Origin of the sequence: Paenibacillus sp. FSL W8-0194 (assembly GCF_037969745.1) — a bacterium.
Lineage (GTDB): Bacteria > Bacillota > Bacilli > Paenibacillales > Paenibacillaceae > Paenibacillus_AQ > Paenibacillus_AQ cookii.
The window spans coordinates 4683869-4705335 of the sequence record NZ_CP150205.1 but is presented as its reverse complement, the minus strand read 5'-3'; the positions used below and the strand labels follow the sequence as shown (position 1 = coordinate 4705335).

The 21467-nt window shown below is 53.9% G+C and carries 17 protein-coding genes; 13 read left to right on the top strand and 4 right to left on the bottom strand.

All coding sequences use genetic code 11. The features are described from left to right. Window positions 1-136: 136 nt before the first annotated feature. Together cysK and MKY58_RS21360 are read right to left on the bottom strand one after the other, a co-directional pair. Window positions 137-1060: a cysteine synthase A gene (gene cysK / locus MKY58_RS21365; RefSeq protein WP_339322003.1), complete on the bottom strand. Its 924-nt coding sequence runs from the start codon at window positions 1058-1060 to the stop codon at window positions 137-139. 236 nt (window positions 1061-1296) lie between these two features. After that, entirely contained in the window at window positions 1297-2025 is a 729-nt protein-coding gene (locus MKY58_RS21360) for a TIGR02206 family membrane protein (protein WP_339322002.1), read from the bottom strand. Window positions 2026-2241: 216 nt separating this feature from the next. On the opposite strand from MKY58_RS21360, the gene araA reads away from it, so the two are divergent. The 5 genes from araA to MKY58_RS21335 all read left to right on the top strand — a co-directional run bounded on the left by araA (window position 2242) and on the right by MKY58_RS21335 (window position 8824). Then, window positions 2242-3729 carry an L-arabinose isomerase gene (gene araA, locus MKY58_RS21355; protein ID WP_339322001.1) on the top strand — a complete coding sequence of 496 codons (1488 nt, stop codon included), beginning with the start codon at window positions 2242-2244 and terminating at the stop codon, window positions 3727-3729. Window positions 3730-3860: 131 nt separating this feature from the next. Then, complete coding sequence (locus tag MKY58_RS21350) at window positions 3861-4949, top strand: GntR family transcriptional regulator (RefSeq protein ID WP_339325219.1); 1089 nt, start codon at window positions 3861-3863, stop codon at window positions 4947-4949. Between the two features lie 87 nt (window positions 4950-5036). Continuing rightward, window positions 5037-5732, top strand: a complete 696-nt coding sequence (gene araD, locus MKY58_RS21345; protein ID WP_339322000.1) for an L-ribulose-5-phosphate 4-epimerase — start codon at window positions 5037-5039, stop codon at window positions 5730-5732. A 181-nt stretch (window positions 5733-5913) separates the two neighbouring features. Beyond that, window positions 5914-7584 (top strand): ribulokinase, encoded by a 1671-nt coding sequence (locus MKY58_RS21340; RefSeq protein ID WP_339321999.1) that lies wholly within the window; start codon window positions 5914-5916, stop codon window positions 7582-7584. A 115-nt stretch (window positions 7585-7699) separates the two neighbouring features. Continuing rightward, on the top strand, window positions 7700-8824 hold the full coding sequence (locus MKY58_RS21335) for a sn-glycerol-1-phosphate dehydrogenase (RefSeq protein WP_339321998.1): 1125 nt from the start codon (window positions 7700-7702) through the stop codon (window positions 8822-8824). 108 nt (window positions 8825-8932) lie between these two features. On the opposite strand, the gene MKY58_RS21330 is transcribed toward MKY58_RS21335, so the two are convergent. Further along, entirely contained in the window at window positions 8933-9850 is a 918-nt protein-coding gene (locus tag MKY58_RS21330; protein ID WP_339321997.1) for a winged helix-turn-helix transcriptional regulator, read from the bottom strand. Between the two features lie 565 nt (window positions 9851-10415). Here MKY58_RS21330 and MKY58_RS21325 point away from each other — a divergent pair. From MKY58_RS21325 to MKY58_RS21315, 3 genes are all read left to right on the top strand, one after another. Next, the gene (locus MKY58_RS21325) at window positions 10416-11750 is read left to right on the top strand and encodes an extracellular solute-binding protein (protein ID WP_339321996.1); all 1335 of its coding nucleotides are present in this window, start codon (window positions 10416-10418) and stop codon (window positions 11748-11750) included. Window positions 11751-11823: 73 nt separating this feature from the next. Next, window positions 11824-12717, top strand: a complete 894-nt coding sequence (locus MKY58_RS21320) for a sugar ABC transporter permease (protein WP_339321995.1) — start codon at window positions 11824-11826, stop codon at window positions 12715-12717. Window positions 12718-12720: 3 nt separating this feature from the next. Next, the gene (locus tag MKY58_RS21315; RefSeq protein WP_339321994.1) at window positions 12721-13554 is read left to right on the top strand and encodes a carbohydrate ABC transporter permease; all 834 of its coding nucleotides are present in this window, start codon (window positions 12721-12723) and stop codon (window positions 13552-13554) included. A gap of 105 nt (window positions 13555-13659) precedes the next feature. Here MKY58_RS21315 and MKY58_RS21310 read toward each other — a convergent pair whose 3' ends face one another. Then, entirely contained in the window at window positions 13660-14577 is a 918-nt protein-coding gene (locus MKY58_RS21310) for a winged helix-turn-helix transcriptional regulator (RefSeq protein WP_339321993.1), read from the bottom strand. 357 nt (window positions 14578-14934) lie between these two features. Here MKY58_RS21310 and MKY58_RS21305 point away from each other — a divergent pair, with 357 nt between their 5' ends. The 5 genes from MKY58_RS21305 to MKY58_RS21285 all read left to right on the top strand — a co-directional run bounded on the left by MKY58_RS21305 (window position 14935) and on the right by MKY58_RS21285 (window position 21460). Beyond that, window positions 14935-16449, top strand: coding sequence for an alpha-N-arabinofuranosidase (locus MKY58_RS21305; protein WP_339321992.1), 1515 nt, complete (start codon window positions 14935-14937; stop codon window positions 16447-16449). A 421-nt stretch (window positions 16450-16870) separates the two neighbouring features. Further along, entirely contained in the window at window positions 16871-18085 is a 1215-nt protein-coding gene (locus tag MKY58_RS21300; protein ID WP_339325218.1) for an extracellular solute-binding protein, read from the top strand. A gap of 86 nt (window positions 18086-18171) precedes the next feature. Beyond that, window positions 18172-19047: a sugar ABC transporter permease gene (locus MKY58_RS21295; RefSeq protein WP_339321991.1), complete on the top strand. Its 876-nt coding sequence runs from the start codon at window positions 18172-18174 to the stop codon at window positions 19045-19047. Window positions 19048-19098: 51 nt separating this feature from the next. After that, window positions 19099-19944: a carbohydrate ABC transporter permease gene (locus tag MKY58_RS21290; RefSeq protein ID WP_339321990.1), complete on the top strand. Its 846-nt coding sequence runs from the start codon at window positions 19099-19101 to the stop codon at window positions 19942-19944. Window positions 19945-19975: 31 nt separating this feature from the next. Continuing rightward, complete coding sequence (locus MKY58_RS21285; RefSeq protein ID WP_339321989.1) at window positions 19976-21460, top strand: alpha-N-arabinofuranosidase; 1485 nt, start codon at window positions 19976-19978, stop codon at window positions 21458-21460. Window positions 21461-21467: the final 7 nt, after the last annotated feature.

Sequence of the window (21467 nt, the reverse complement as noted above, 5' to 3'; positions counted from 1 at the left end):
ATGTTTAACAGGCGCCTTGTTGGATGTTCCTGTTTGACAACAGTTATAACATAAGGGGAATGTTAAAATTTTGCTCTCTCATTCGGGAGGGGCCCTGATCCTCCAGTTCTGCCTTTTCTGGCGATTACAGGCGAGCCTAAAAAATCCCCATGCTGAGATAACGCTCCCCGGTATCCGGGGCGATGCACAACACCCGTTTGCCCGGACCAAGGCGCTTAGCCGCTTGCAGGGCGGTCCAGACGGCGGCGCCGGAGGACGGTCCGACCAGTATTCCTTCTTCCTTGGCGAGCCGGCGGGCCGTTCCGATCGCATCCTCGTCGCTCACCTGGAAGATTTCGTCGTATACGTCCGTGTTCAGGATGGGCGGAATAAAGCCGGGGCTCGTCCCTACCAGCTTATGCGGGCCCGGCTGTCCGCCGGACAGCACGGGCGAGCCTTGGGGCTCGGCGACGTATACATGGATTCCCGGGATGCGCTCCCTTAATACCTCGCCGATGCCGGTAATCGTTCCGCCGGTCCCTGCCGTCGCCACAAAGGCATCCAGGCGCCCCTCCATCTGCTCGAGGATTTCCAGCGCCGTCGTCCGGCGGTGAATGTCGGGGTTGGCTTTGTTTTCGAATTGCTGGGGGATGAAGCTGTCCGGGATTTCCCGGCTCAGCTCAAGCGCTTTGCGGATGGCGCCCGGCATGCGTTCGGCGGCCGGGGTCAACACGACCTCCGCGCCGTAAGCCTTCAAAATGTTGATCCGCTCCTTCGTCATGTTGTCGGGCATGACCAGAATGGCTCGATATCCTTTGGCGGCGGCGTTCATCGCCAGTCCGATGCCCGTATTGCCGCTCGTCGGCTCGATGATCGTGGAGCCGGGCTTCAACAGCCCGTCTTTTTCGGCTTGGGCGATCAAGTTGAAGGCCGCCCGGTCTTTGACGCTTCGGCTCGGATTGAAATACTCGAGTTTGACGTACACTTCGGCTTCCTGCGCGCCCGCGAGACGGTGCAGGCGGACGGCCGGGGTTTGGCCGATAAGTTCGGTTATGTTTTGTACCACTTTAGGTCGTGTCATGACGGCAAAGCTCCTTTTCGCGTTTTTTGCACGTTGCGGACAAGCTTTTCAGACCATTATAATTCCAGGCGGGCGATTCCACAATGAAGGCGGACTGAAGGCGGAAGGCGTTGCCGCGGCAGGGTTCAGGCAGGAGCGACCGCTTTATTGCGTACAGCGTATATGTATTCCCCTAGGATCGACGCAAAAGCGGCCGAAAAGGCGGCAACACCAAGCCCTGCGTGGAGGTTGGATAATTACATGGCCGATTGGCCGCGGGATTTTCCCGTTTTGGCCCTCTTTTCCGGGAGAACAAAGCAGACCAGATGCATCAGAACGAAAATAAGCAGGGCGATGCCTTCTTCAACCAGCAGATAGAAAGGATGGGGACCGAGATAATCGAGCAGGGAGGGCGTGGAAGGCTTATGCATCAAAAACATGTAGTTGGCGCCGAGAAGGTAATCCAGCGTCCCGACGACCACGGCGGCGGCGTTCAGGAAAATCATCGCCATCCCCACCGATCTCCAGGTCGGCTTGTAGTTTTCGATCCAGGTCATGTACAGCGAAGCCAAAATGATCAGCATATGGGCGACAAAAAACTGGAAAAAGCGGATGTGCGGATAGCCGAAGGCCAGATTGGGCGTGACCAGCGCCTGCAGCGCGCCCCCGATCCCGGCAAAAAAGAGGATGCCGTACAGCACCCGGCTGCGTGTCAGCAGCATGACGACGGATAGAAGCAGAGTGATGCTGCATAACTCCAGAGGCAGCGTATACGTTGCGCTCCATGCGCCCTCGGCGATATTCCATGCATCAAGGACGGCTTGGGATACGGCCAGCAGCGCGGCTAAGGCATAACGGAGAAGATGCTTGAGCTGTGGGCGCGTGCGCAAAGGAACCCGGAAGGCGTAAAGCAGAAAAGAGAAAACGGCAAGCGTAAGAAGCATAAGCAGATGGGAAGCTGAAAATGGGACAAACGGTTCGCTCATGGCCATGCCTCCTGGAAACGGTTGTTATTCCCATGATAACGGTCAGCGCTCCGACCGAAAAGCTTAAAAATGTTTTGCTTGCTTTTTTGGGGCGGCAGGCATATGATAAAGCCATAGATAAATGTACGTACAAGTATGAATAATTAACGAATTTTAATCATATAGGTATGTACAAGTGAATGAACCCATAAGCATCAATATAGGAGGGCTAACAAAATGAATTTGAAACCGCACTCATTTTGGTTTGTGACAGGCAGCCAGCATTTATACGGACCCGAAACCTTGGAAGAAGTAGCTTCGCACTCGCAAATTATCGCAAAAGAACTGGATCAGGACGCTTCGTTTACGTATCCGGTCGTCTTTAAGCCGATCGTGACCACGCCGGATGAAATCTACAACTTGATCATCCAAGCGAACAGCGATGAAAGCTGCGCGGGAATCATTACGTGGATGCATACCTTCTCCCCGGCCAAAATGTGGATCGCCGGCCTTTCGCAGCTGCAGAAGCCGCTGCTTCATCTGCATACGCAGTTTAACCGCGATATTCCGTGGGAAACGATGGACATGGACTTCATGAACCTGAACCAGTCCGCCCACGGTGACAGAGAATACGGCCATATCGGAGCCCGTCTCGGCATTGCCCGCAAAATCGTCGTCGGACATTGGGAAGACCCTGAAGTGCGGGATTCCATTGCCGGCTGGATGCGCACCGCAGCCGCATTTGCCGAAAGCCGCCGCCTGAAAGTGGCCCGTTTCGGAGACAACATGCGCGAAGTGGCCGTAACCGAAGGCGACAAGGTCGAAGCGCAGATCAAATTCGGCTGGTCGGTCAACGGCTACGGCGTAGGCGATCTGGTGCAGGTCCTGAACGAAGTCAGCGACAGCGAAGTGAAAGCGCTCCTGAACGAATATGCGGAGCAGTATACGATTACCCAGGCCGGGCTCAGCGACGGACCGGTTCGGGATGCGATCGCATACCAGGCGCGCATTGAAATCGCGATGAAACGTTTCCTCGAGGAGGGCGGCTTCGGCGCCTTCACGACGACGTTCGAAGACCTTCACGGGTTGAAGCAGCTTCCGGGCCTTGCCGTGCAGCGTTTGATGGAAGCCGGATACGGCTTCGGCGGCGAAGGCGACTGGAAAACCGCCGCGCTGACGCGCGTTTTGAAAGTGCTCGCGAACAATAAGGACACGTCGTTCATGGAGGATTACACCTACCATTTCGAACCGGGCAACCATATGATCCTCGGCGCCCACATGCTGGAGGTATGCCCGACCATCGCGGCTACGCGTCCGTCCCTGGAAGTGCATCCGCTCGGCATCGGCGGCAAGGAAGATCCTGCCCGCCTCGTATTCGACGGCCGCGACGGCCAAGCGGTCAATGCGTCCCTTGTGGACCTCGGCCACCGTTTCCGCCTGCTCGTGAATGTCGTGGACGGCGTGAAAGTCGAGAAGGCGATGCCGAAATTGCCGGTTGCCCGCGTGCTTTGGAAGCCGCAGCCTTCCCTGCGCGAATCCGCCGAGGCGTGGATTTTGGCGGGAGGAGCGCATCATACCGTGCTCTCGTACGCGATTACGGCGGAGAACCTGACGGACTTTGCGGAAATGGCCGGCATCGAAGCCGTCGTCATCGACAAAAACACGTCGGTTCAGCGCTTCAAGAACGAGCTTCTGTGGAGCGACGCGGCATATCGCTTAAGATAAAAAGGGCAGTTTGTCTCTATTCGCCCAGCCTATGATACAATAACTATATATGGAAGGGCCTGCCCGGCTGCACCGAACCTGGCGTCGGGCACGGCAGGCTCTATACTCGAATTGTTTCGCTGAGGTGAATGATGAATAATAGACGGATTCCCAAATATATTCAATTAAAGAAAGAGCTGTTGTCCTGGTTCGAATCGGGCAAGCTGCAGCGGGGACAGCAGGTCCCTTCGGAGAACGAGATCGCGGAGCAGTTCGGCATGAGCCGCCAGACGGTCCGCCAAACCTTCGGCGAGCTGGAGAAAGAAGGGTGGCTGGAGCGGATTCAAGGCAAAGGCACTTTTGCCCGCCATCCGCAGCGCCGCGAAGCCGAACAGGCGAAAACGATCGGCATTATTACGACGTATATATCGGATTACATCTTTCCGCATATCGTCCGGGGTGCCGAAGCGGAGCTCCGCAGCCAAGGGTACCGGCTGCTGTTGTCCAGCACGGACAACACCAAGGAGAAGGAAATGGAAAGCCTGCAGCTGATGACCAGCCAGCCGCTCAGCGGATTGATCATCGAGCCGACGAAAAGCGCCGAAGGCAATCCGAACCTGGCCTATTTCCTGGAGCTTCAGGAAAAGGGAATCCCTTACCTGATGATCAATGAAAAATACCGGGAGCTGGAATGCGCCTGCTTGAAGGTGGACGACGAAGCCGGGGGCTACAAGGCGGTCCAGTATTTGCTCGAGATGGGGCATACCCAGATCGCCGGTTTCTTCAAGCGGGACGACCTGCAGGGCGTAAACCGCCTGAAGGGTTTTTTGGCGGCGCATAAAGCCGCTGGAATGAGCGCTTCCCCGAAAAGGGTCGTCACCTACACGACGGAGGAGAAAAACAGCCTGCCTTACCGCCAGGCTTTGCAAATGCTTGGGGAAGGGGAAAACCGTCCGACGGCATTCGTGTGTTATAACGACGAGCTGGCGGTGCTGCTGATGGAGGCGGTTGCCGAAAGCGGGCTGCAGGTGCCGGAAGACGTGTCCATCATCGGCTTCGACGATTCCAGTTTGGCCACCGCTTCGGGAACGAAGCTGACGACGCTGACGCATCCGAAGACGGAGATGGGGCAGGCGGCGGCGAGCCAGCTGATCGCGATGATCGAACAAGGAAAACCGGCACGGGATACGATTTACGAACCCGAACTCATCGTGCGGGATTCCGTAGCGAAAAGAAATTGACGCGAAGAGGGACGGGTCTGCTTAAGTGCGGGCTCTCCCCGCCTTCGCTTGTACGTACAACCATTGATAAGAAAGGATGTGTCCGACATGCTGGAAGCATTAAAACAACAGGTGCTGGAAGCGAATTTGGCTTTGCCGAAACACGGCCTTGTCACTTTTACATGGGGGAACGTAAGCGGAATCGACCGGGAAAAAGGGCTGTTCGTCATTAAGCCGAGCGGCGTTCCTTACGAGGATTTGAAAGCGGAAGACCTCGTGGTCGTCGATCTGGAGGGACGGGTCGTCGAAGGCGACTTGCGGCCTTCATCCGATACGCCGACGCACATGGTGTTATACCGTTCATTCCCTGAGATCGGCGGGGTTGTACATACCCATTCGCCGTGGGGAACCAGCTGGGCCCAGGCGGGACGGCCGCTGCCGGCGTCGGGAACGACCCATGCCGATTATTTTTACGGCGAAATTCCCGTGACGCGCCCGATGACGAAGGTGGAGATCGAAGGCGCTTACGAGCTGGAAACCGGGAATGTCATCGTGGAGCGGTTTCAGGAGCTTGGCTTGGATCCGATGCAGGTGCCCGGCATCCTGGTGCATGCGCATGCGCCGTTCGTATGGGGGAAAGATGCCCTGAATGCGGTCCATAATGCGGTGGTGCTGGAGGAAGTCGCCAAAATCACGGCCCGGCAGCTGCAGCTCAATCCGGAGAGCAAGCCGATGGACCAAACGCTGCTCGACCGGCATTTTCTGCGCAAACATGGAGCCAATGCTTATTACGGCCAAAAATAATCGAAAAGCAGGCAACGTTTACTGCCATCATTTTATGATTTTGCAATAGGCATTCCAGCCGCTTCTGTGTAAGATATTGTCAAGTTCATCGGTTTCGAGCTAGGCAGCGCTGGATGGGAAGGTTATTTTCGGATATAGAAATTTCTCATGATAACTCGTTATCGAGCTGGAGGGGACTCAAATGAGCAAAAAGTATACGATCGGGGTGGACTACGGAACCCAATCCGGCCGTGCCGTATTGGTCGACCTGTCCAATGGGCGCGAAGTCGCGGACCATGTCACGCCTTACCCGCATCACGTCATCGACGAAAGGCTGCCGGGGTCGGGGAAAAAGCTGGAGCATGACTGGGCGCTGCAGCATCCCGCCGATTACATCGAAGTGCTGCGCCGTTCGGTGCCCGCCGTCGTCCAAGAATCCGGCGTCGATCCGGCGGACATCATCGGGATCGGCATCGATTTTACGGCCTGCACCATGCTGCCGGTCGATGAAAAGGGCGAGCCGCTGTGCCTGAAGCCGGAACTTCAGGACGATCCGCACAGCTGGGTGAAGCTGTGGAAGCACCATGCGGCCCAGCCGGAAGCGGATGCGATCAACCGGATCGCGGCCGAGCGCGGCGAAGCGTTCCTGGCGCGTTACGGCGGCAAAATTTCTTCGGAATGGATGATCGCCAAAGTATGGCAAATTTTGAACGAAGCTCCGAAGATTTATGATCAGGCGGATCAGTTCCTGGAAGCGACGGATTGGGTCATCTCGCAAATGACCGGCAGAATCGTGCGCAACAGCTGCACCGCGGGTTACAAAGCGATTTGGCATAAACAGGACGGATATCCAAGCAAGGAATTTTTCAAAGCGCTGGATCCGCGTCTGGAGAACTTGACCGAAACGAAGCTCCGCGGCGAAGTGATTCCGCTCGGAACAAACGTCGGCGGATTGACGGAAGACATGGCGGCCATGATGGGGCTGAAGCCGGGCATCGCCGTTGCGGCCGGCAATGTGGACGCCCATGCGGCCGTGCCTGCCGTTGGCGTCGTGACGCCGGGCAAGCTCGTCATGGCGATGGGAACCTCGATCTGCCATATGCTGCTCGGCACGGAAGAAAAGCAGGTCGAAGGCATGTGCGGCGTCGTGGAAGACGGCATCATTCCGGGATTGTACGGGTATGAAGCCGGTCAATCGGCCGTCGGCGACATTTTCGAATGGTACGTGGAAGAAGCGCTGCCGGCTTACGTGAAGGAAGCGGCGGACAAAGAGGGCATCGGCGTTCATGCTTGGCTCGAAAGGGAAGCCGCGCAGTATAAGCCGGGCCAAACCGGACTCCTTGCGCTGGATTGGTGGAACGGCAACCGCTCGGTGCTCGTCGATACGGATTTGACGGGCATGATCCTCGGCATGACGCTGCTGACCAAGCCGCAGGAAATTTACCGCACGCTGCTTGAAGCGACGGCTTTCGGCACGCGCAAAATCGTCGATGCCTTCCATTCGAGCGGCGTCAACGTGGATGTGCTGTATGCATGCGGCGGTCTGCCGCAGAAAAACAAGCTGCTGATGCAGATTTACGCGGACGTGACGAACCGGGAAATTTTCGTTGCGGATTCCAAACAGACGCCGGCGCTCGGAGCGGCGATCTTCGCGGCGGTTGCGGCCGACAAAGAAGCCGGAGGTTACGACACGGTCATCGCCGCAGCCGAAAAAATGGCGAGGGTCAAAGAAGAAACCTTCAAGCCGATTCCGGAAAACGTTGAGGTGTACGAACGCCTCTATCAGGAATACAACCTTCTCCATGATTACTTTGGCCGCGGCGCGAACGACGTGATGAAGCGGCTCAAGAACATCAAAAAGTCGGTCGAGTAGCCGGGAGGAAACTTGCAAAGACGCTGGTCTGCCTTCCATGCAATGGGGGGCAGACGGTTTTCCTCAAACCGGCGGTCGTTTCGTTTGCGAGCAGATTTAAAAGGAGGGGATCAGCATGAACATTCCGGGAAAATACGGTCTGGATCGGATGGTGCTCGAGAAGGGGGCTTTAAAGCAAGCGGCCTTCTATCTTAAGGACAAAGGATGCCGGGACGTCATAATGGCGGCCGACACGAACACTTACGAAGCCGCAGGCAAGAAGCTGAAAGAGGAGCTTAAGGCAGCCGGGGTTACCGTTCGGTTGTGCCTCATCGAACCCGGAGCTTCCGGCGACGTCGTGGCCGACGAAACTTCGCTTTTGCAGCTGCTGATCGAGGTGAATCCGGAAACGACGGATGCCGTGATTGCTGTTGGTTCGGGAACGATCCACGATATCGTTCGTTATGTTTGTTACAAAACCGGCAAACCGTTCGTTTCGGTGCCGACGGCTCCGTCGGTGGACGGCTTCACGTCGAAGGGGGCTCCCTTGATCGTCCGCGGCGTCAAAAAGACGTTCCCGGCCATCGGGCCCGTGGCGATCTTCGCGGATGTGGACGTTCTGACGAAGGCGCCTCAGCAGCTTGTTGCCGCGGGTTTCGGAGACATGCTCGGCAAGTACACTTCGTTGTTCGATTGGAAGTTCTCGCATCTTGCCGCACAGGAGCCATACGACGAGGAAGTCGCCGACATGACGGAAAAAGCGCTTCGCGCCTGCGTGGAGCACGTCGACGAGATCGGGAAGCGGACCGAGGAAGGCATCCGGATCTTGATGACTTCCCTGATCGAATCGGGAATTGCGATGCTGAAGTTCGGGCAATCCCATCCGGCCTCCGGCGCGGAACATCATCTTTCCCATTTCTGGGAGATGGAATATTTGCGCCGCGGCAGCCGCGCGCTGTTGCATGGCGCGAAGGTCGGCGTCGCCTGCGCGGAAATTTCGCGCCTCTACCACGATGCAGCCTTCCGCGGCGTCTATCCGGGACGGGAGCCGGAGATGCTGAAAAAGCACGAATCCCAGGTCCGGGAATGGCTGAACGAGGTGCCCGGGGAAGCCGATATCCGCTCGCTGCTGCAGCGTGCAGGCGGCCCTGCAAGCTTGCAGGAGCTTGGCATAGACGACGGCCTGTTTGCGGATAGCGTGCGCGAAGCCCATCGCCTGCGCGACCGCCATACGCTGCTGCGGGCGCTCAATGAAGCATAGTCCCGTCCGCCCGTTGACAGGGCGCATATCCGAAAGCAAAAGGGACCCGGAACAGGTGCATGTTCGAGGTCCCTTATGGATAAGCGCGATCGCCCGAAACGGCGCGGTTTAATCCGGCTTTACGTCATAAAGCACGCGGGCCAGCAGGTCCTGGCTGTAGTTGCCGAAATTTTTGCCGAAAATGGTCAAGCCGCGTTTGTTTTCGGCCTGTTCCGTGACGGCGATCCGGAAGGTCAACTCGCTTTTGTAGTCGAGGTTGATTTGGTCCAGCGTCACGTCCGAAATCCGGCAGCCGTCGATAAAGCTGCCGTCCTGGTTGATGCGGATCAGCTTCAGCATGCCGTATTGGTTCAGATGCGGCGGCCACCAGTCGGGATTGAAGGTGCCGCGGGCATCGCCGAAATCGCCGGGACTGGTCCAACAGCCGATCTCGATGCCGTTGACGTAAAAATAAATGTCCGAAGGATAGTTGTCGCAAAACCCCGGGGCTTCGGAACCGAGCTCCATCGAAAACTGGATTTCCCGGAAGGTTTGGTTCGGCTTCAGGTAGTTCGGAATGCGGTACTCCAGGAAACCCTCGGCCAGCCAAATGATTTCCGCGTCGATCCGCTGCGGGTCGGCAAAATACCGGGGATCGTCGAAATCTCCGACGATGCTGTCTTTGGTTGCGAGTCCGCATGTCGGGGCCGCCTGATAGTTGCTGTAATGCCCGACCTGGATTTCGACCTCGTACAGATTATCCACGTCTTTGCTGCGCAAATCGACCATCAGCTTGTCCTTGTTCAGATAGCAGATTTTCTGGATGCCGTGTTTGCCGACGCTCGTATTGATTTCGATCAGTCCGCTTTCCTCCAGCTTTTTGACGTGCATCGTAATAGCCCCGTTGCTTAAGTTTAACTTCCCCGCCAGATCATTCAGGTTCAGGGCCTGGTTTTTGGCCAGCAGCTCGAGGATCTGGATTCTGATTTCCGAGCTTAACGCTTTGAAAATATCAATGCCGCTCATTAAATCCTTGATATAAATCATTTCATCGAACCCTTCTTCAATAGGTAATGGATTAATCCCTAATTCTTTTATTTTAAATAATTATAAACTAATATAACGGCTAAAGATAGTGCGACGCCTATTTTTTTAATAAATCACAATCTTTCTAGGAAAAATGATAGATTTTAAGACATTTCATTTCATAAAAAGATAAAGTTATATAGGTGAGGTAAAAAGTGTAACAGAAGTATGTAACGTTTTCGTTAAGTAGATCGTTTATTTGTTTTAATAAACAATAAAAAGTTTTACAGTTATTTATTTACAACCGAAATTCGGTATGATATTTTATACATGTAAGCGAATTCATTGTGGTATACATAAAATGATTCACTATAAAGTAAAATAAAGGGTTGCGAAACGCCGACACGCCAGCGCCTTAAAACAGGGTTCATTTGAAAGCGGTTCATGATGAAATGAAATGATGAAGTCAAACCTCGTTCCGAATCAGGCTGAAAGCGCGGGACCTTGCGCCTGCTTGGGCCTGAAACCGGAATGTTATAAGTTTGAACAAGGCTTCAAGCCTATCAATCATTCAGGAGGGTCAAGTATGAAGAGAACATGGCTGATTACGCTTCTGGTGCTTACGATGACAACGATTTTATGGGGCTGCGGCGGCGGCAAGCCGTCGACTTCGGGAGGGAAAACCTCCGTGCTGGATGGCGGCGCCGGTCAAAGCGCGACGGAATTATCCTATTGGACGTTCGTGGAGCTTCATGGACAGCATTTCGAAAAAATGCTTGAAAAATGGAACAAGGCAAACCCGGAACGCCAGATCAAGCTGAACGTGACGGTCATGCCTTACGACGACATGCACAACAAGCTGTCCATCGCGGTGCAAACCGGCGTCGGGGCTCCCGATATCGCGGATATCGAGCTGGGCAAATTCCCGGACTTCCTGAAGGGCACCCCGCAGCTGGAGCCGCTGAACGACGTGATCGACCCTTACCGGGACACGGTCGTGAAGTCGAGAATCGACCTGTACAGCAAAGACGGCAAAAATTACGGCGTTCCGACCCACGTCGGAGCATCGGTCGCATTTTACAATACGGAAATTTTGAAGGAAGCCGGGGTCGACTACACGAAGATCGTCACCTGGGAAGATTTCAAACAGGCGGGCATCAAGGTGCATGAGAAGACGGGAAAATATATGGGAACCGCGGACACCAGCGCGCTCTGGCAGGTTTCCCAGCTGCTCGCCCAGCAGGGAACCGACCTGACGGACGACCAAGGCAATCCGGTGGTGAATTCGGAGGCGATGGTGAAAGCGCTGAAGCTGCTGAAGGATTTGCAGGACAACAACGTCATTGCGACCATTGCCGGAGGCCAGCCGGACACCGAGGAAGCTTACGGGGAATTCAATTCCGGGAATTACGCTACGGCTTTCATGCCGCTTTGGCAAATGTCGCGGTACACGAACTACATGACCGATCTGGCGGGGAAAATCGCGATCGCGCCGATTCCGGTCATGGAAAAAGGAATGCCTCGTTCCGTCGGCGGCGGAGGCACGGGCACGGTCGTTACGAAAACGGCGAAGGACGTGAAGCTGGCCAAAGATTTTCTCGCATTCGCCAAATTGAGCCTGGACGCGAACAAGGAAATTTGGAACACGCTCGGGTTTGACCCGGTCAACATGGACGTTTGGAACATGAAGGACGTCACGCACAATCCGGAGAACAAGTTCGTCAAATATTTCGTCAACAACCCGTTTGACGTGCTGAACGAAATCAAGGACGAAATCCGGCTGATCAAATCGACGCCGGCAAGCCCGACGATCAACAACGTGCTTTGCACGGTGACGCTGAACGAAATATTCGAGGACGGCAAGGACATCAAGCAGGCGCTTGACGATGCCCAGGCGCAAATCGAACAGGAATTGAAATAAAGCCGTCGTGATGGCAAATCAGGAAAGCTGCCCGGGGACCTGGGCAGCTTTCCTCCAAAAGGGGTCGGAGGCTATGGTAAAAAGATTTTTGTATTCGCAGAAAGTCGCTCCGTATGTCTTTGTTCTGCCGTTCGTTTTGGTTTTTCTCGTATTTTGGATTTACCCGCTTGCGAGTTCGGTAGGCATGAGCTTTCAGAAGGTGACGCTCGGGCAGGAGGCGCAGTGGATCGGTTTCGACAACTATGCGAAGCTGATGGGCGACAAGACGTTTTTTAAAGCGGTAACCAACAGCGCGGTCTACATGGTGCTGACGCTTGTCATTCTCATTCCTTTCCCGATGCTTTTTGCGGTGCTGATCAACAGCAGGCTGATGTGGGGGAAGGAATTTTTCAAATCGTCCTTTTTCTTCCCGGCGCTGACCTCGGTGGTCGTGGCCGGCACGATTTTCCGCCTGATGTTCGGCGAAATGGAAGGCTCCCTGATCAACAGCATCCTCGGCTGGTTCGGCTTGGACCCGGTCAAGTTTCTGAAAGGGCAGGCGACGGGTTATATCGCGTTGGTCGCGCTGGCCACGTGGCGATGGACCGGGGTTAATATCCTCTATTTTTTGTCGGGCCTGAAAAGCATTCCGGACGATTATTATGAGGCTGCTTCGATCGACGGCGCTTCCAGCTGGCAGAAATTCACCAGAATCACGATGCCCTTGCTGAAGCCGACGACGATCTACGTCGTAACGATCAGCATCTACGCGGGACTCGCCATGTTTATCGAAAGCATGATGCTGTGGAACGGCAACAATTCGCCCAAAAACATCGGCCTTACCATCGTCGGATACCTGTACCGCCAGGGCATCGAGAAAAACAACCTTGGTTACGCGGCGGCCGTCGGGGTCGTGCTGCTGGCCATCACCATGATCATCAACCTCGCCCAGCTGGCATTCTCCGGCATGTTCAAGAAGGAGGAGTAGTCCATGAAAAAAGAGCTGGCAGCCAAAATCGCCATTTTCGCGCTGTTTGCGGTCATCTGTCTCCTGATCCTCATTCCGTTTTACGCGGTGACGATCGCTTCCTTTAAACCCGGGGAGGACCTGATCCGGTACGGCCTGAACCTGCGGTTCGACGTATCCGCGATGAGCCTGGACAATTTCGCCTACCTGTTCACCGGCGATCATGCTTATTTCAAGTGGTTTTTCAATTCGCTCCTGCTGACCGTCGTCCAGGTGGCCCTGACGCTGATCGTCAGCGCCACGGTGGCTTACGGGTTCGCGGCGTACGATTTTAAAGGGAAAAACATGTTGTTCGTCTGCGTGCTGCTCATCATGATGGTGCCGTTTGAAATTTTGCTGCTTCCGCTGTACAGGCTGATTTACGACATGGGACTGATGAATTCCTATTCGGCCATCATTTTGCCGGGCGTTGCGAGCGCGGCCACGATTTTCTTTTTCAGGCAGTACCTCAGCGGCGTACCCAAGGAAATCATCGCGGCGGGACGGGTCGACGGCGCCACCGAATACGGCATTTACGCCCGCTTGATTTTGCCCGTGATGAAGCCGTCCTTTGCGGCGATGGCCATTTTGAACGGGATGAACAGCTGGAACAATTTCCTGTGGCCGTTCATGGTTCTGAGCGATGACAAAAAATATACGCTGCCGATCGGATTGAAAACGCTGCTGACGCCTTACGGCAACAACTACGACCTGCTGATCGTCGGCTCGTTTTTTTCGATCATTCCGATCTTTATCCTGTTTGTCGCTTTCCAAAAGTATTTCATCGACGGCATGACAGCCGGGGCGGTAAAAGGCTGATGCATCCGCTGCGGGAACGGCCTCACGCCATTCAAGCCCAAAAGGGGACACGGAGCAAAATATGGCCCGGTCCCCTTTAGCGTTGTCTTCCGCGAACGCTTGAGCTTAATCCTGTTTTACGTCATACAGCACGCGGGCCAGCAAGTCCTGGCTGTAGTTGCCGAAATGTTTGCCGTAGATGGTCAGGCCCCGCTTGTTTTCGGCATGCTCCGTGACCGCGATCCGGAAGGTCAGCTCGCTTTTGTAGTCGAGGTTGATCTGATCCAGCGTCACGTCCGAAATCCGGCAGCCGTCGATATAACTGCCTTCATGGTTGATGCGGATCAGCTTCAGCATGCCGTATTGGTTCAAATGGGGCGGCCACCAGTCCGGGTTGAACGTGCCCCTTGCATTGCCGAAGTCGCCGGGACTGGTCCAGAAACCGATTTCAACGCCGTTCACGTAAAAATAAATGTCCGACGGGTAGTTGTCGCAAAACCCCGGGGCTTCGGAGCCGAGTTCCATCGAAAACTGAATTTCGCGGAAGGCCTGGTTCGGCTTTAGGTAGTTGGGAATGCGGTATTCGAGAAAGCCTTCGGTCAGCCAGATGATCTCCGCGTCGATCCGCTGCGGATCCGCAAAATACCGGGGATCGTCGAAGTCGCCGATAATGCTGTCTTTGGTGGCGAGGCCGCAGGTCGGCTCCGCCCGGTAGTTGCTGTAGTGCCCGACCTGGATCTCGACTTCGTACAGATTGTCGAAATCCTTGCTGCGCAGGTCGACCATCAGTTTGTCTTTATTAAGGTAACAAATTTTTTGGATGCCGTGTTTGCCTACGCTGGTGTTGATTTCGATGAGCCCGCTTTCTTCCAGCTTTTTGACGTGCATGGTGATGGCCCCGTTGCTCAAATTGAGCTTGCCGGCCAAATCATTGAGGTTAAGCGCCTGGTTTTGGGCGAGCAATTGCAGAATCTGAATTCTGATTTCCGAGCTTAATGCTTTGAAAATATCAATGCCACTCATTAAATCCTTAATATAAATCATATCATCGAACCCTTCTTCCGGTAGATATGGAAAAAATAAATGATTCATTTCACATCATTATAAACGAACGGAACTGCTAATGATAGTCCGGCGGCCGATCGGCAGATACCGGTTCCTAACGTTTGTTTTCCCATTTGTTTTATATAAATATAAAAAATAAGCAAAAACCGGGTGGGATTTCCCTATGAAATCTACGTAATAAGCGCCGGATCGACAATTAATTTTAGTAAAACATAAAATGTTTTAGATTTTTATGTTTACATTTTGCTGATCATATGTTATTTTATATCTGTAAGCGGATTCAATCAAGTTTTCTAAATTAATTCATATATCGTTAAAACGGAAGGTGGTCGAACGATGTCATCGACAGGACAAAAAGCCCGCATCGTCATAGATAAAGCTTTTAAAATCGCGGAAGTGGATAAACGGATATACGGCTCGTTCATCGAACATTTGGGACGCGCGGTGTACGGCGGAATCTATGAGCCTTCGCATGAGACGGCCGACGCCTTCGGCTTCCGCAGCGACGTCAAAGAGCTCGTTCGGGAGCTGGGCGTTCCGATCATCCGATACCCCGGAGGCAACTTCGTATCGGGATACAATTGGGAGGACGGCGTAGGGCCGGTCGAATCCCGGCCGAAACGTTTGGAACTCGCATGGAGAACGGTCGAACCGAATGAAGTGGGGACCAACGAATTCATGCGCTGGGCGAAGGAAGTCGGCTCGGAAGTGATGATGGCCGTCAACCTGGGAACCCGGGGCGTGGACGCGGCCCGCAACCTGTTGGAGTATTGCAACCATCCTTCCGGCAGCTATTACAGCGATCTGCGCCGCAGCCACGGCTTCGAACAGCCGCACAAAGTAAAAACGTGGTGCCTCGGCAACGAAATGGACGGCCCTTGGCAGATCGGGCAGAAGACGCCGGTCGAATACGGGCGGCTGGCCTATGAAACGGCCAAAGCGATGCGCCTCGTCGATCCGGACATCGAGCTCGTGTCCTGCGGAAGTTCGAGCACCGCGATGCCGACCTTCCCCGAATGGGAAGCGGTCACGCTGGACCATACGTATGACGTCGTCGATTTCGTATCGCTGCACCAATATTACGGCAACCGGGATAACGACACCGCCAACTTCCTTGCGCGAACGATGGATCTGGAGCACTTCATCCACACCGTCATTTCGACATGCGACTACATAAAAGCGAAGAAGCGCAGCAAAAAGACGATGTATCTCAGCTTCGACGAATGGAACGTTTGGTATCATTCCAACCAGGCGGATACGAAAATCGAGCCTTGGTCGGTCGGACCTCCGCAGCTGGAAGATATCTATAACTTTGAAGACGCGCTTTTGGTCGGAGGTTTCCTGATCTCCTTCCTGCGCCATGCCGACCGCGTGAAAATGGCTTGCTTGGCCCAACTGGTCAACGTCATCGCGCCGATCATGACCGAAAACGGCGGCCGTTCCTGGAAGCAGACGATCTTTTACCCGTACCTTCATGCTTCAATGTATGGACGCGGCACCTCGCTGCTGCCGATCATCGATTCGCCGAAATACGACGCGCAGGACTACACGGACGTGCCGTACCTGGAAAGCGCGGTCGTACACAACGAAGAAGACGAAGAGCTGACCGTTTTTGCGCTGAACCGCCATCTGCAGGAAGCGCTCGACGTTGAAATCGACGTCAGAGGTTTCGAGGGGTACCGGGTCGCGGAACATATCGTTCTGGAGCATGACGACGTGAAAGCCGTCAATACGGCCGACGCGGAAAACGTCAAACCTCATTCGCGCGGCAACGCGGAATGCAAGGACGGATTCGTGAACGCCCGTCTTGGCAAGGCTTCCTGGAACGTGATCCGTTTGAAAAAGGGATAATTCAAAGAGACGTTTTGGATGGATTCGGGCGGCCTGGGGCCGAGGCGTTTATATGAAGTTTGGATATTACCTCATATTTTCATAGATTGCAGGTGTGGATCTGCCGTTTCCTTTTTGTCCGTCGGCAAAAGAAACGATCGGGCCGAAAGGAACGGCGGGTCTTCAGGATTTTGCTTTGGGGGGTGGGACGATCCGGGCGCCGGCAAGGGACCAGGAACATGAATGTCATAGGTTCAATGCACATCAACATGTACGTACAAGTTGAAGGCGGGTCTTATAAAAAAACGCAATGCTTTACAAGTTTTCGAAATGCAGTGAAAGCAAGCTATCAAAAAAAAGAAAAAATCTCGAAGGAAACGAGAGAATCCATCTTTAGGGGGCGGAAGTTTTGAAGAAAAAAGGCTTTGTGGCTACATTGTTGATGGTATTCGCGGCAAGCATGCTGCTGTCGGCATGCGGCGGGGGCAACGACAGCAAGACAATTACGTTCTGGACGCCGCTGACGGGCGACGACGGTGCCTATATGGACGAAATCGTCAAGGCGTACAATGCGACGAATCCTGAAATCAAAGTCAAACACGTCATTACGTCCGATATGTACACGAAAATTTCGACCGTGCTGAACTCGGGCAAAGGCGTTCCGGATTTGGCCATCATCCACGCCGACCGCGTGCCGGGATTCGCGAAGCAGGGCGTGCTTGAGCCGATCGAAAGCGCCATTAAAGGGCAGCCGGAAATCAAGCAGGAGAACTATTTGCCGCAAGCGTGGTCGACAGGAAACGTGGGGGGCACGCAGTATACGGTACCGCTCGATATTCACAGCAACGTGATGTACTACAACAAAGATTTGCTTAAAAAATACAATGCCGAGTCCATCCTCGACGACAACGTCGTCACGATCGACGAAATGCTTTCCTTGAAAGGGAAGCTGGCTCCGGACGAATACGTCGTCAACGACGCGCTGCTTGGTTGGGTTATTTTGGCGCAGGTCCAAGACCTGGGTGGAGACATCCAAGAAAACGGCAAGCCGGCCGTCAATACGCCGGTGATGAAACAAGCGTTCGAAAACGTGAAAAAGATTGCCGACGCCGGCCTGATGACGCCGTTCGGCGAAGACGGCTACCTGATGTTCCAATCCGGCAAAGTGCTCTTCTCGACGGACGGAACCTGGAGCTCGACGGCCCATGCCAAAGTCGAAGGCTTGAACTTCGGCGTGACGAACGTCTACTCGCCGACGGCCGACAAGTTTACCAACCGCGCATCCTCCCACTTGTTCGCGATGTTCAAAAACGACAAGCGTACGGATGAAAAAGAAGCAGGAATCGGCGCCTTCCTGGAGTTCGTTCGCGAACACTCCCTGGAATGGGCGAAAGCAGGACAAATCGTAGCAAGTAAGCAAGTCAATGAAAGCCCTGAATACAAGCAATTCATGCAGTCCTTCTTCACTTCGAATGATCAGGAAACGAAATCGCTCTACATCTACACTTACGAATATTACCCATACGTAGCCGAAGCGGTTGACACGTATTGCGCCGATATCGTTCGCGGCAACGTGGATCTGGATGAAACGCTTCAGAAAATGCAGAAATTCGTAGAGGATAAGATCGCGGAAAGCAGCAAACAAAGCTCCAAGTAAGCCTTAGCAAAATAGAAAGATAGAAACAATGTGCCGGACAAGTCTGCCTGGCGCATTGTTTCTCCAAAAGGAGAATTTACAAGGCTATGAAAAAGAAATCATTTGCACCGTTTTTCTTTGTCGGCCCTCATCTGATTTTATTTCTGATTTTCATCCTGATCCCGACGATTTACGGGATTTATGCTTCGTTTACGCAGTGGAATCTCATGAACGATCCGGTTTGGATCGGCCTTGAAAACTATAAAACGATTTTGTTCGACACGACTTCGACGTTTCACACCCAATTTTTTAACGGTTTGAAAAACACGTTGATTTTTGTCGTCATCAGCGTCCCGCTCCTGATCGTCATCCCGCTTATGGTTGCGGTCGCTTTGGAGCATAAGCAGGTGAAGCTGAAGGGCGTCATTCAATCGATCATCTATATTCCGGGTCTGATTTCGATATCCGCGGCCGCCTTGATTTGGCTGCTGATTTTCAATAAACAGCTGGGGATTACCGGCAACGTGCTGAATTCGGCGGTTTCCTGGGCGGCAACGCAGCCTTATGCCTGGATCATTATTTTCGTCATTACGGTATGGGGCGGCGTCGGCGGCAACATGATCATTTACCGGGCTTCCATCGCCGGTGTTTCCAAAGAATTGTACGAAGCGGCAGAGATGGATGGAGCCGGATCGATACGGAGATTTTTCAGCATTACCTTGCCTTCCATCAATTTCCCGTTAATCTACACCTTTGTCATGACGACGGCGGGCGCTTTCAACGTGTTCGGACAACCGCTCATGATGACCAAAGGCGGACCTCAGCAAAGCACGCACGTGCTCATGATGTATATTCGCCAGCTTGCTTTCGGCAACGGGGAATCGATTGCCGGAATGGCCTCCGCCATGGCCGTTTTGCTCGGCGTGGTCATTTTGGTCATCTCAGCGCTGCAATATTACGTCATGAACCGGAACACGAAGTAGGTCGTTTAAGCAGATGCTGGATTTAGGAAACGAGAGGTAGGGTTAATCAAAATGTCGAAAAAAGTGAGCATCTCCAAGTATATCGCGTACCTATTCTTAATCGTTCTTTGTGTCATTTGGGTGGTCCCGGTATTGTTCGGGATATCGACATCTTTCCGATCGCAAACCGAAGTGGTATCTTCGGGTTTCCGTCTTTTCCCGAAAGAATGGACGTTCGAAAACTACGTAGCCATTTTGGACAACACATCCACGGCGCCGATCGTACGCTGGCTGTTCAACTCCGTATTTATCGCGGTGTCGCACACGTTGCTTGTCGTCGTCATCATTTCCCTGACGGGTTACGGGTATGCCCGCATGAATTTTAAAGGCAGGGATGCGCTGTTTTTCACGCTGCTGGGCATCTCGTTTTTCCCGGGCGTCGTCAACATCATCCCTTCTTATAAAATCATCGATGCCTTCGGCTGGGTAAACACGTCGCTTGCGATGATTATTCCCGGTCTGGCCGGAATGGGGAACATCTTCCTTGTCAGACAGTTCCTGAAGGGGATTCCGGGCGAGCTGGACGAATCCGCGCGCGTCGACGGCGCAGGCGATTTCAGGATTTATTTCTCCATCATCCTGCCGCTCATCAAGCCGGTGCTGATCGTTTGCGGCCTGTTTTCCTTCGTCGGATCGTGGAACGACTTCCTGTGGCCGGTCATCGTGTATACGGATGTCGACAAAATGCCGATTACGGCCGGTTTGCTGCTGCTTCAGGATATTTACGGCAACTACCGCATGATCGGGCAATTGATGGGTTCGGCGATGCTGGCCATCATTCCGACGCTGCTGCTGTTTGCGTTTGCCCAAAAGTACTTCATTCAATCGATCAATTTGAATTCGGGCATCAAAGGATAAAAATACAACATCTCATTGGAGGATTCAGAATATGCATAACGTTATCGTGAGCACGGACATTGCAAAAGGAAAAATCAGCAGACATATTTACGGCCATTTTGCCGAGCATCTCGGCCGATGCATCTACGAAGGCATTTGGGTCGGAGAGGATTCCCCGATTCCGAACACGAAAGGGATCCGCAATGACGTGCTGGAAGCTTTGAAAAACATCAAGGTGCCGGTTCTGCGCTGGCCGGGGGGCTGCTTCGCCGACGAATACCACTGGAAGGACGGCGTCGGCCCGAGAGAAAGCCGCAAACGGATGGTAAACACGCACTGGGGCGGCGTGGTCGAAAACAACCATTTCGGCACGCATGAATTCATGCTGCTGTGCGACCTGCTGGAATGCGAACCGTACATTTGCGGCAACGTCGGCAGCGGGACCGTTCAGGAGATGTCCGAGTGGGTCGAATACATGACGTTCGACGGCGAATCCCCGATGGCCAACTGGCGCAAGGAAAACGGCAGAGAAGAGCCTTGGAAGCTGAAATATTTCGGCGTCGGCAACGAAAACTGGGGCTGCGGCGGCAACATGCGTCCGGAATATTACGCCGATCTGTACCGCCGTTACCAGACGTACGTCCGCAATTACGGCGACAACAAAATTTACAAAATCGCCGGCGGCGCCAACGTGGACGATTACAACTGGACCGAAGTGCTCATGAAAAACGCGGGCTGGCTCATGGACGGCTTGAGCTTGCATTATTACACGATTCCGGGCGATTTCTGGCTCGGCAAAGGATCAGCGCTTGATTTCGAAGAAGGCGAATGGTTCATCACGATGAAAAAGGCCCTTCATATGGACGAACTCATCACGAAGCATAGCACGATCATGGACAAATACGATCCGGAGAAACGCGTGGGCATGATCATCGACGAATGGGGCACATGGTTCGATGTTGAGCCTGGAACGAATCCGGGATTCCTGTATCAGCAAAACACGATCCGCGACGCGCTGGTGGCGGGCGTGCATTTCAACATTTTCCACAAACACGCCGACCGCGTGCATATGACGAATATTGCCCAGACGGTAAACGTGCTTCAGGCGATGATTTTGACCGAAGGCGAAAAAATGATCCTGACTCCGACGTATCACGTGTTCGATATGTTCAAGGTGCATCAGGACGCCGAGCTGCTGGCCGTGGACGGTTCGATCGGCACGTATGAAATGGGCGGGGAAACCTTGCCGCAGGTGACCGTGTCGGCTTCCAAGGATGCCGAAGGCAAAGTACATGTCAGCCTGGTCAACATCGACCATCAAAACGAAGCCGTCGTCAGCCTGGAGCTCCGCGGGCTTCAAGCCGGAAATCCGCAGGTGTCGGGTACGATCCTGACGGCGGACCGCTTGAACGCGCATAACACGTTCGAGCAGCCGAACGTCGTTGCGCCGGCGGCATTCAACGGCGCAGCCGTGGAAGGCGGCAAGCTGAACGTGAAGCTTCCGGCGATGTCGGTGGTCACGCTGGCTATTCAATAATTATTGA

Bases quoted from the DNA above. Each gene is read 5' to 3' on its own strand.
- cysK (WP_339322003.1), bottom strand. From the start codon at position 1,060: ATGACACGACCTAAAGTGGTACAAAACATAACCGAACTTATCGGCCAA.
- MKY58_RS21360 (WP_339322002.1), bottom strand. From the start codon at position 2,025: ATGAGCGAACCGTTTGTCCCATTTTCAGCTTCCCATCTGCTTATGCTT.
- araA (WP_339322001.1), top strand. From the start codon at position 2,242: ATGAATTTGAAACCGCACTCATTTTGGTTTGTGACAGGCAGCCAGCAT.
- MKY58_RS21350 (WP_339325219.1), top strand. From the start codon at position 3,861: ATGAATAATAGACGGATTCCCAAATATATTCAATTAAAGAAAGAGCTG.
- araD (WP_339322000.1), top strand. From the start codon at position 5,037: ATGCTGGAAGCATTAAAACAACAGGTGCTGGAAGCGAATTTGGCTTTG.
- MKY58_RS21340 (WP_339321999.1), top strand. From the start codon at position 5,914: ATGAGCAAAAAGTATACGATCGGGGTGGACTACGGAACCCAATCCGGC.
- MKY58_RS21335 (WP_339321998.1), top strand. From the start codon at position 7,700: ATGAACATTCCGGGAAAATACGGTCTGGATCGGATGGTGCTCGAGAAG.
- MKY58_RS21330 (WP_339321997.1), bottom strand. From the start codon at position 9,850: ATGATTTATATCAAGGATTTAATGAGCGGCATTGATATTTTCAAAGCG.
- MKY58_RS21325 (WP_339321996.1), top strand. From the start codon at position 10,416: ATGAAGAGAACATGGCTGATTACGCTTCTGGTGCTTACGATGACAACG.
- MKY58_RS21320 (WP_339321995.1), top strand. From the start codon at position 11,824: ATGGTAAAAAGATTTTTGTATTCGCAGAAAGTCGCTCCGTATGTCTTT.
- MKY58_RS21315 (WP_339321994.1), top strand. From the start codon at position 12,721: ATGAAAAAAGAGCTGGCAGCCAAAATCGCCATTTTCGCGCTGTTTGCG.
- MKY58_RS21310 (WP_339321993.1), bottom strand. From the start codon at position 14,577: ATGATTTATATTAAGGATTTAATGAGTGGCATTGATATTTTCAAAGCA.
- MKY58_RS21305 (WP_339321992.1), top strand. From the start codon at position 14,935: ATGTCATCGACAGGACAAAAAGCCCGCATCGTCATAGATAAAGCTTTT.
- MKY58_RS21300 (WP_339325218.1), top strand. From the start codon at position 16,871: ATGGTATTCGCGGCAAGCATGCTGCTGTCGGCATGCGGCGGGGGCAAC.
- MKY58_RS21295 (WP_339321991.1), top strand. From the start codon at position 18,172: ATGAAAAAGAAATCATTTGCACCGTTTTTCTTTGTCGGCCCTCATCTG.
- MKY58_RS21290 (WP_339321990.1), top strand. From the start codon at position 19,099: ATGTCGAAAAAAGTGAGCATCTCCAAGTATATCGCGTACCTATTCTTA.
- MKY58_RS21285 (WP_339321989.1), top strand. From the start codon at position 19,976: ATGCATAACGTTATCGTGAGCACGGACATTGCAAAAGGAAAAATCAGC.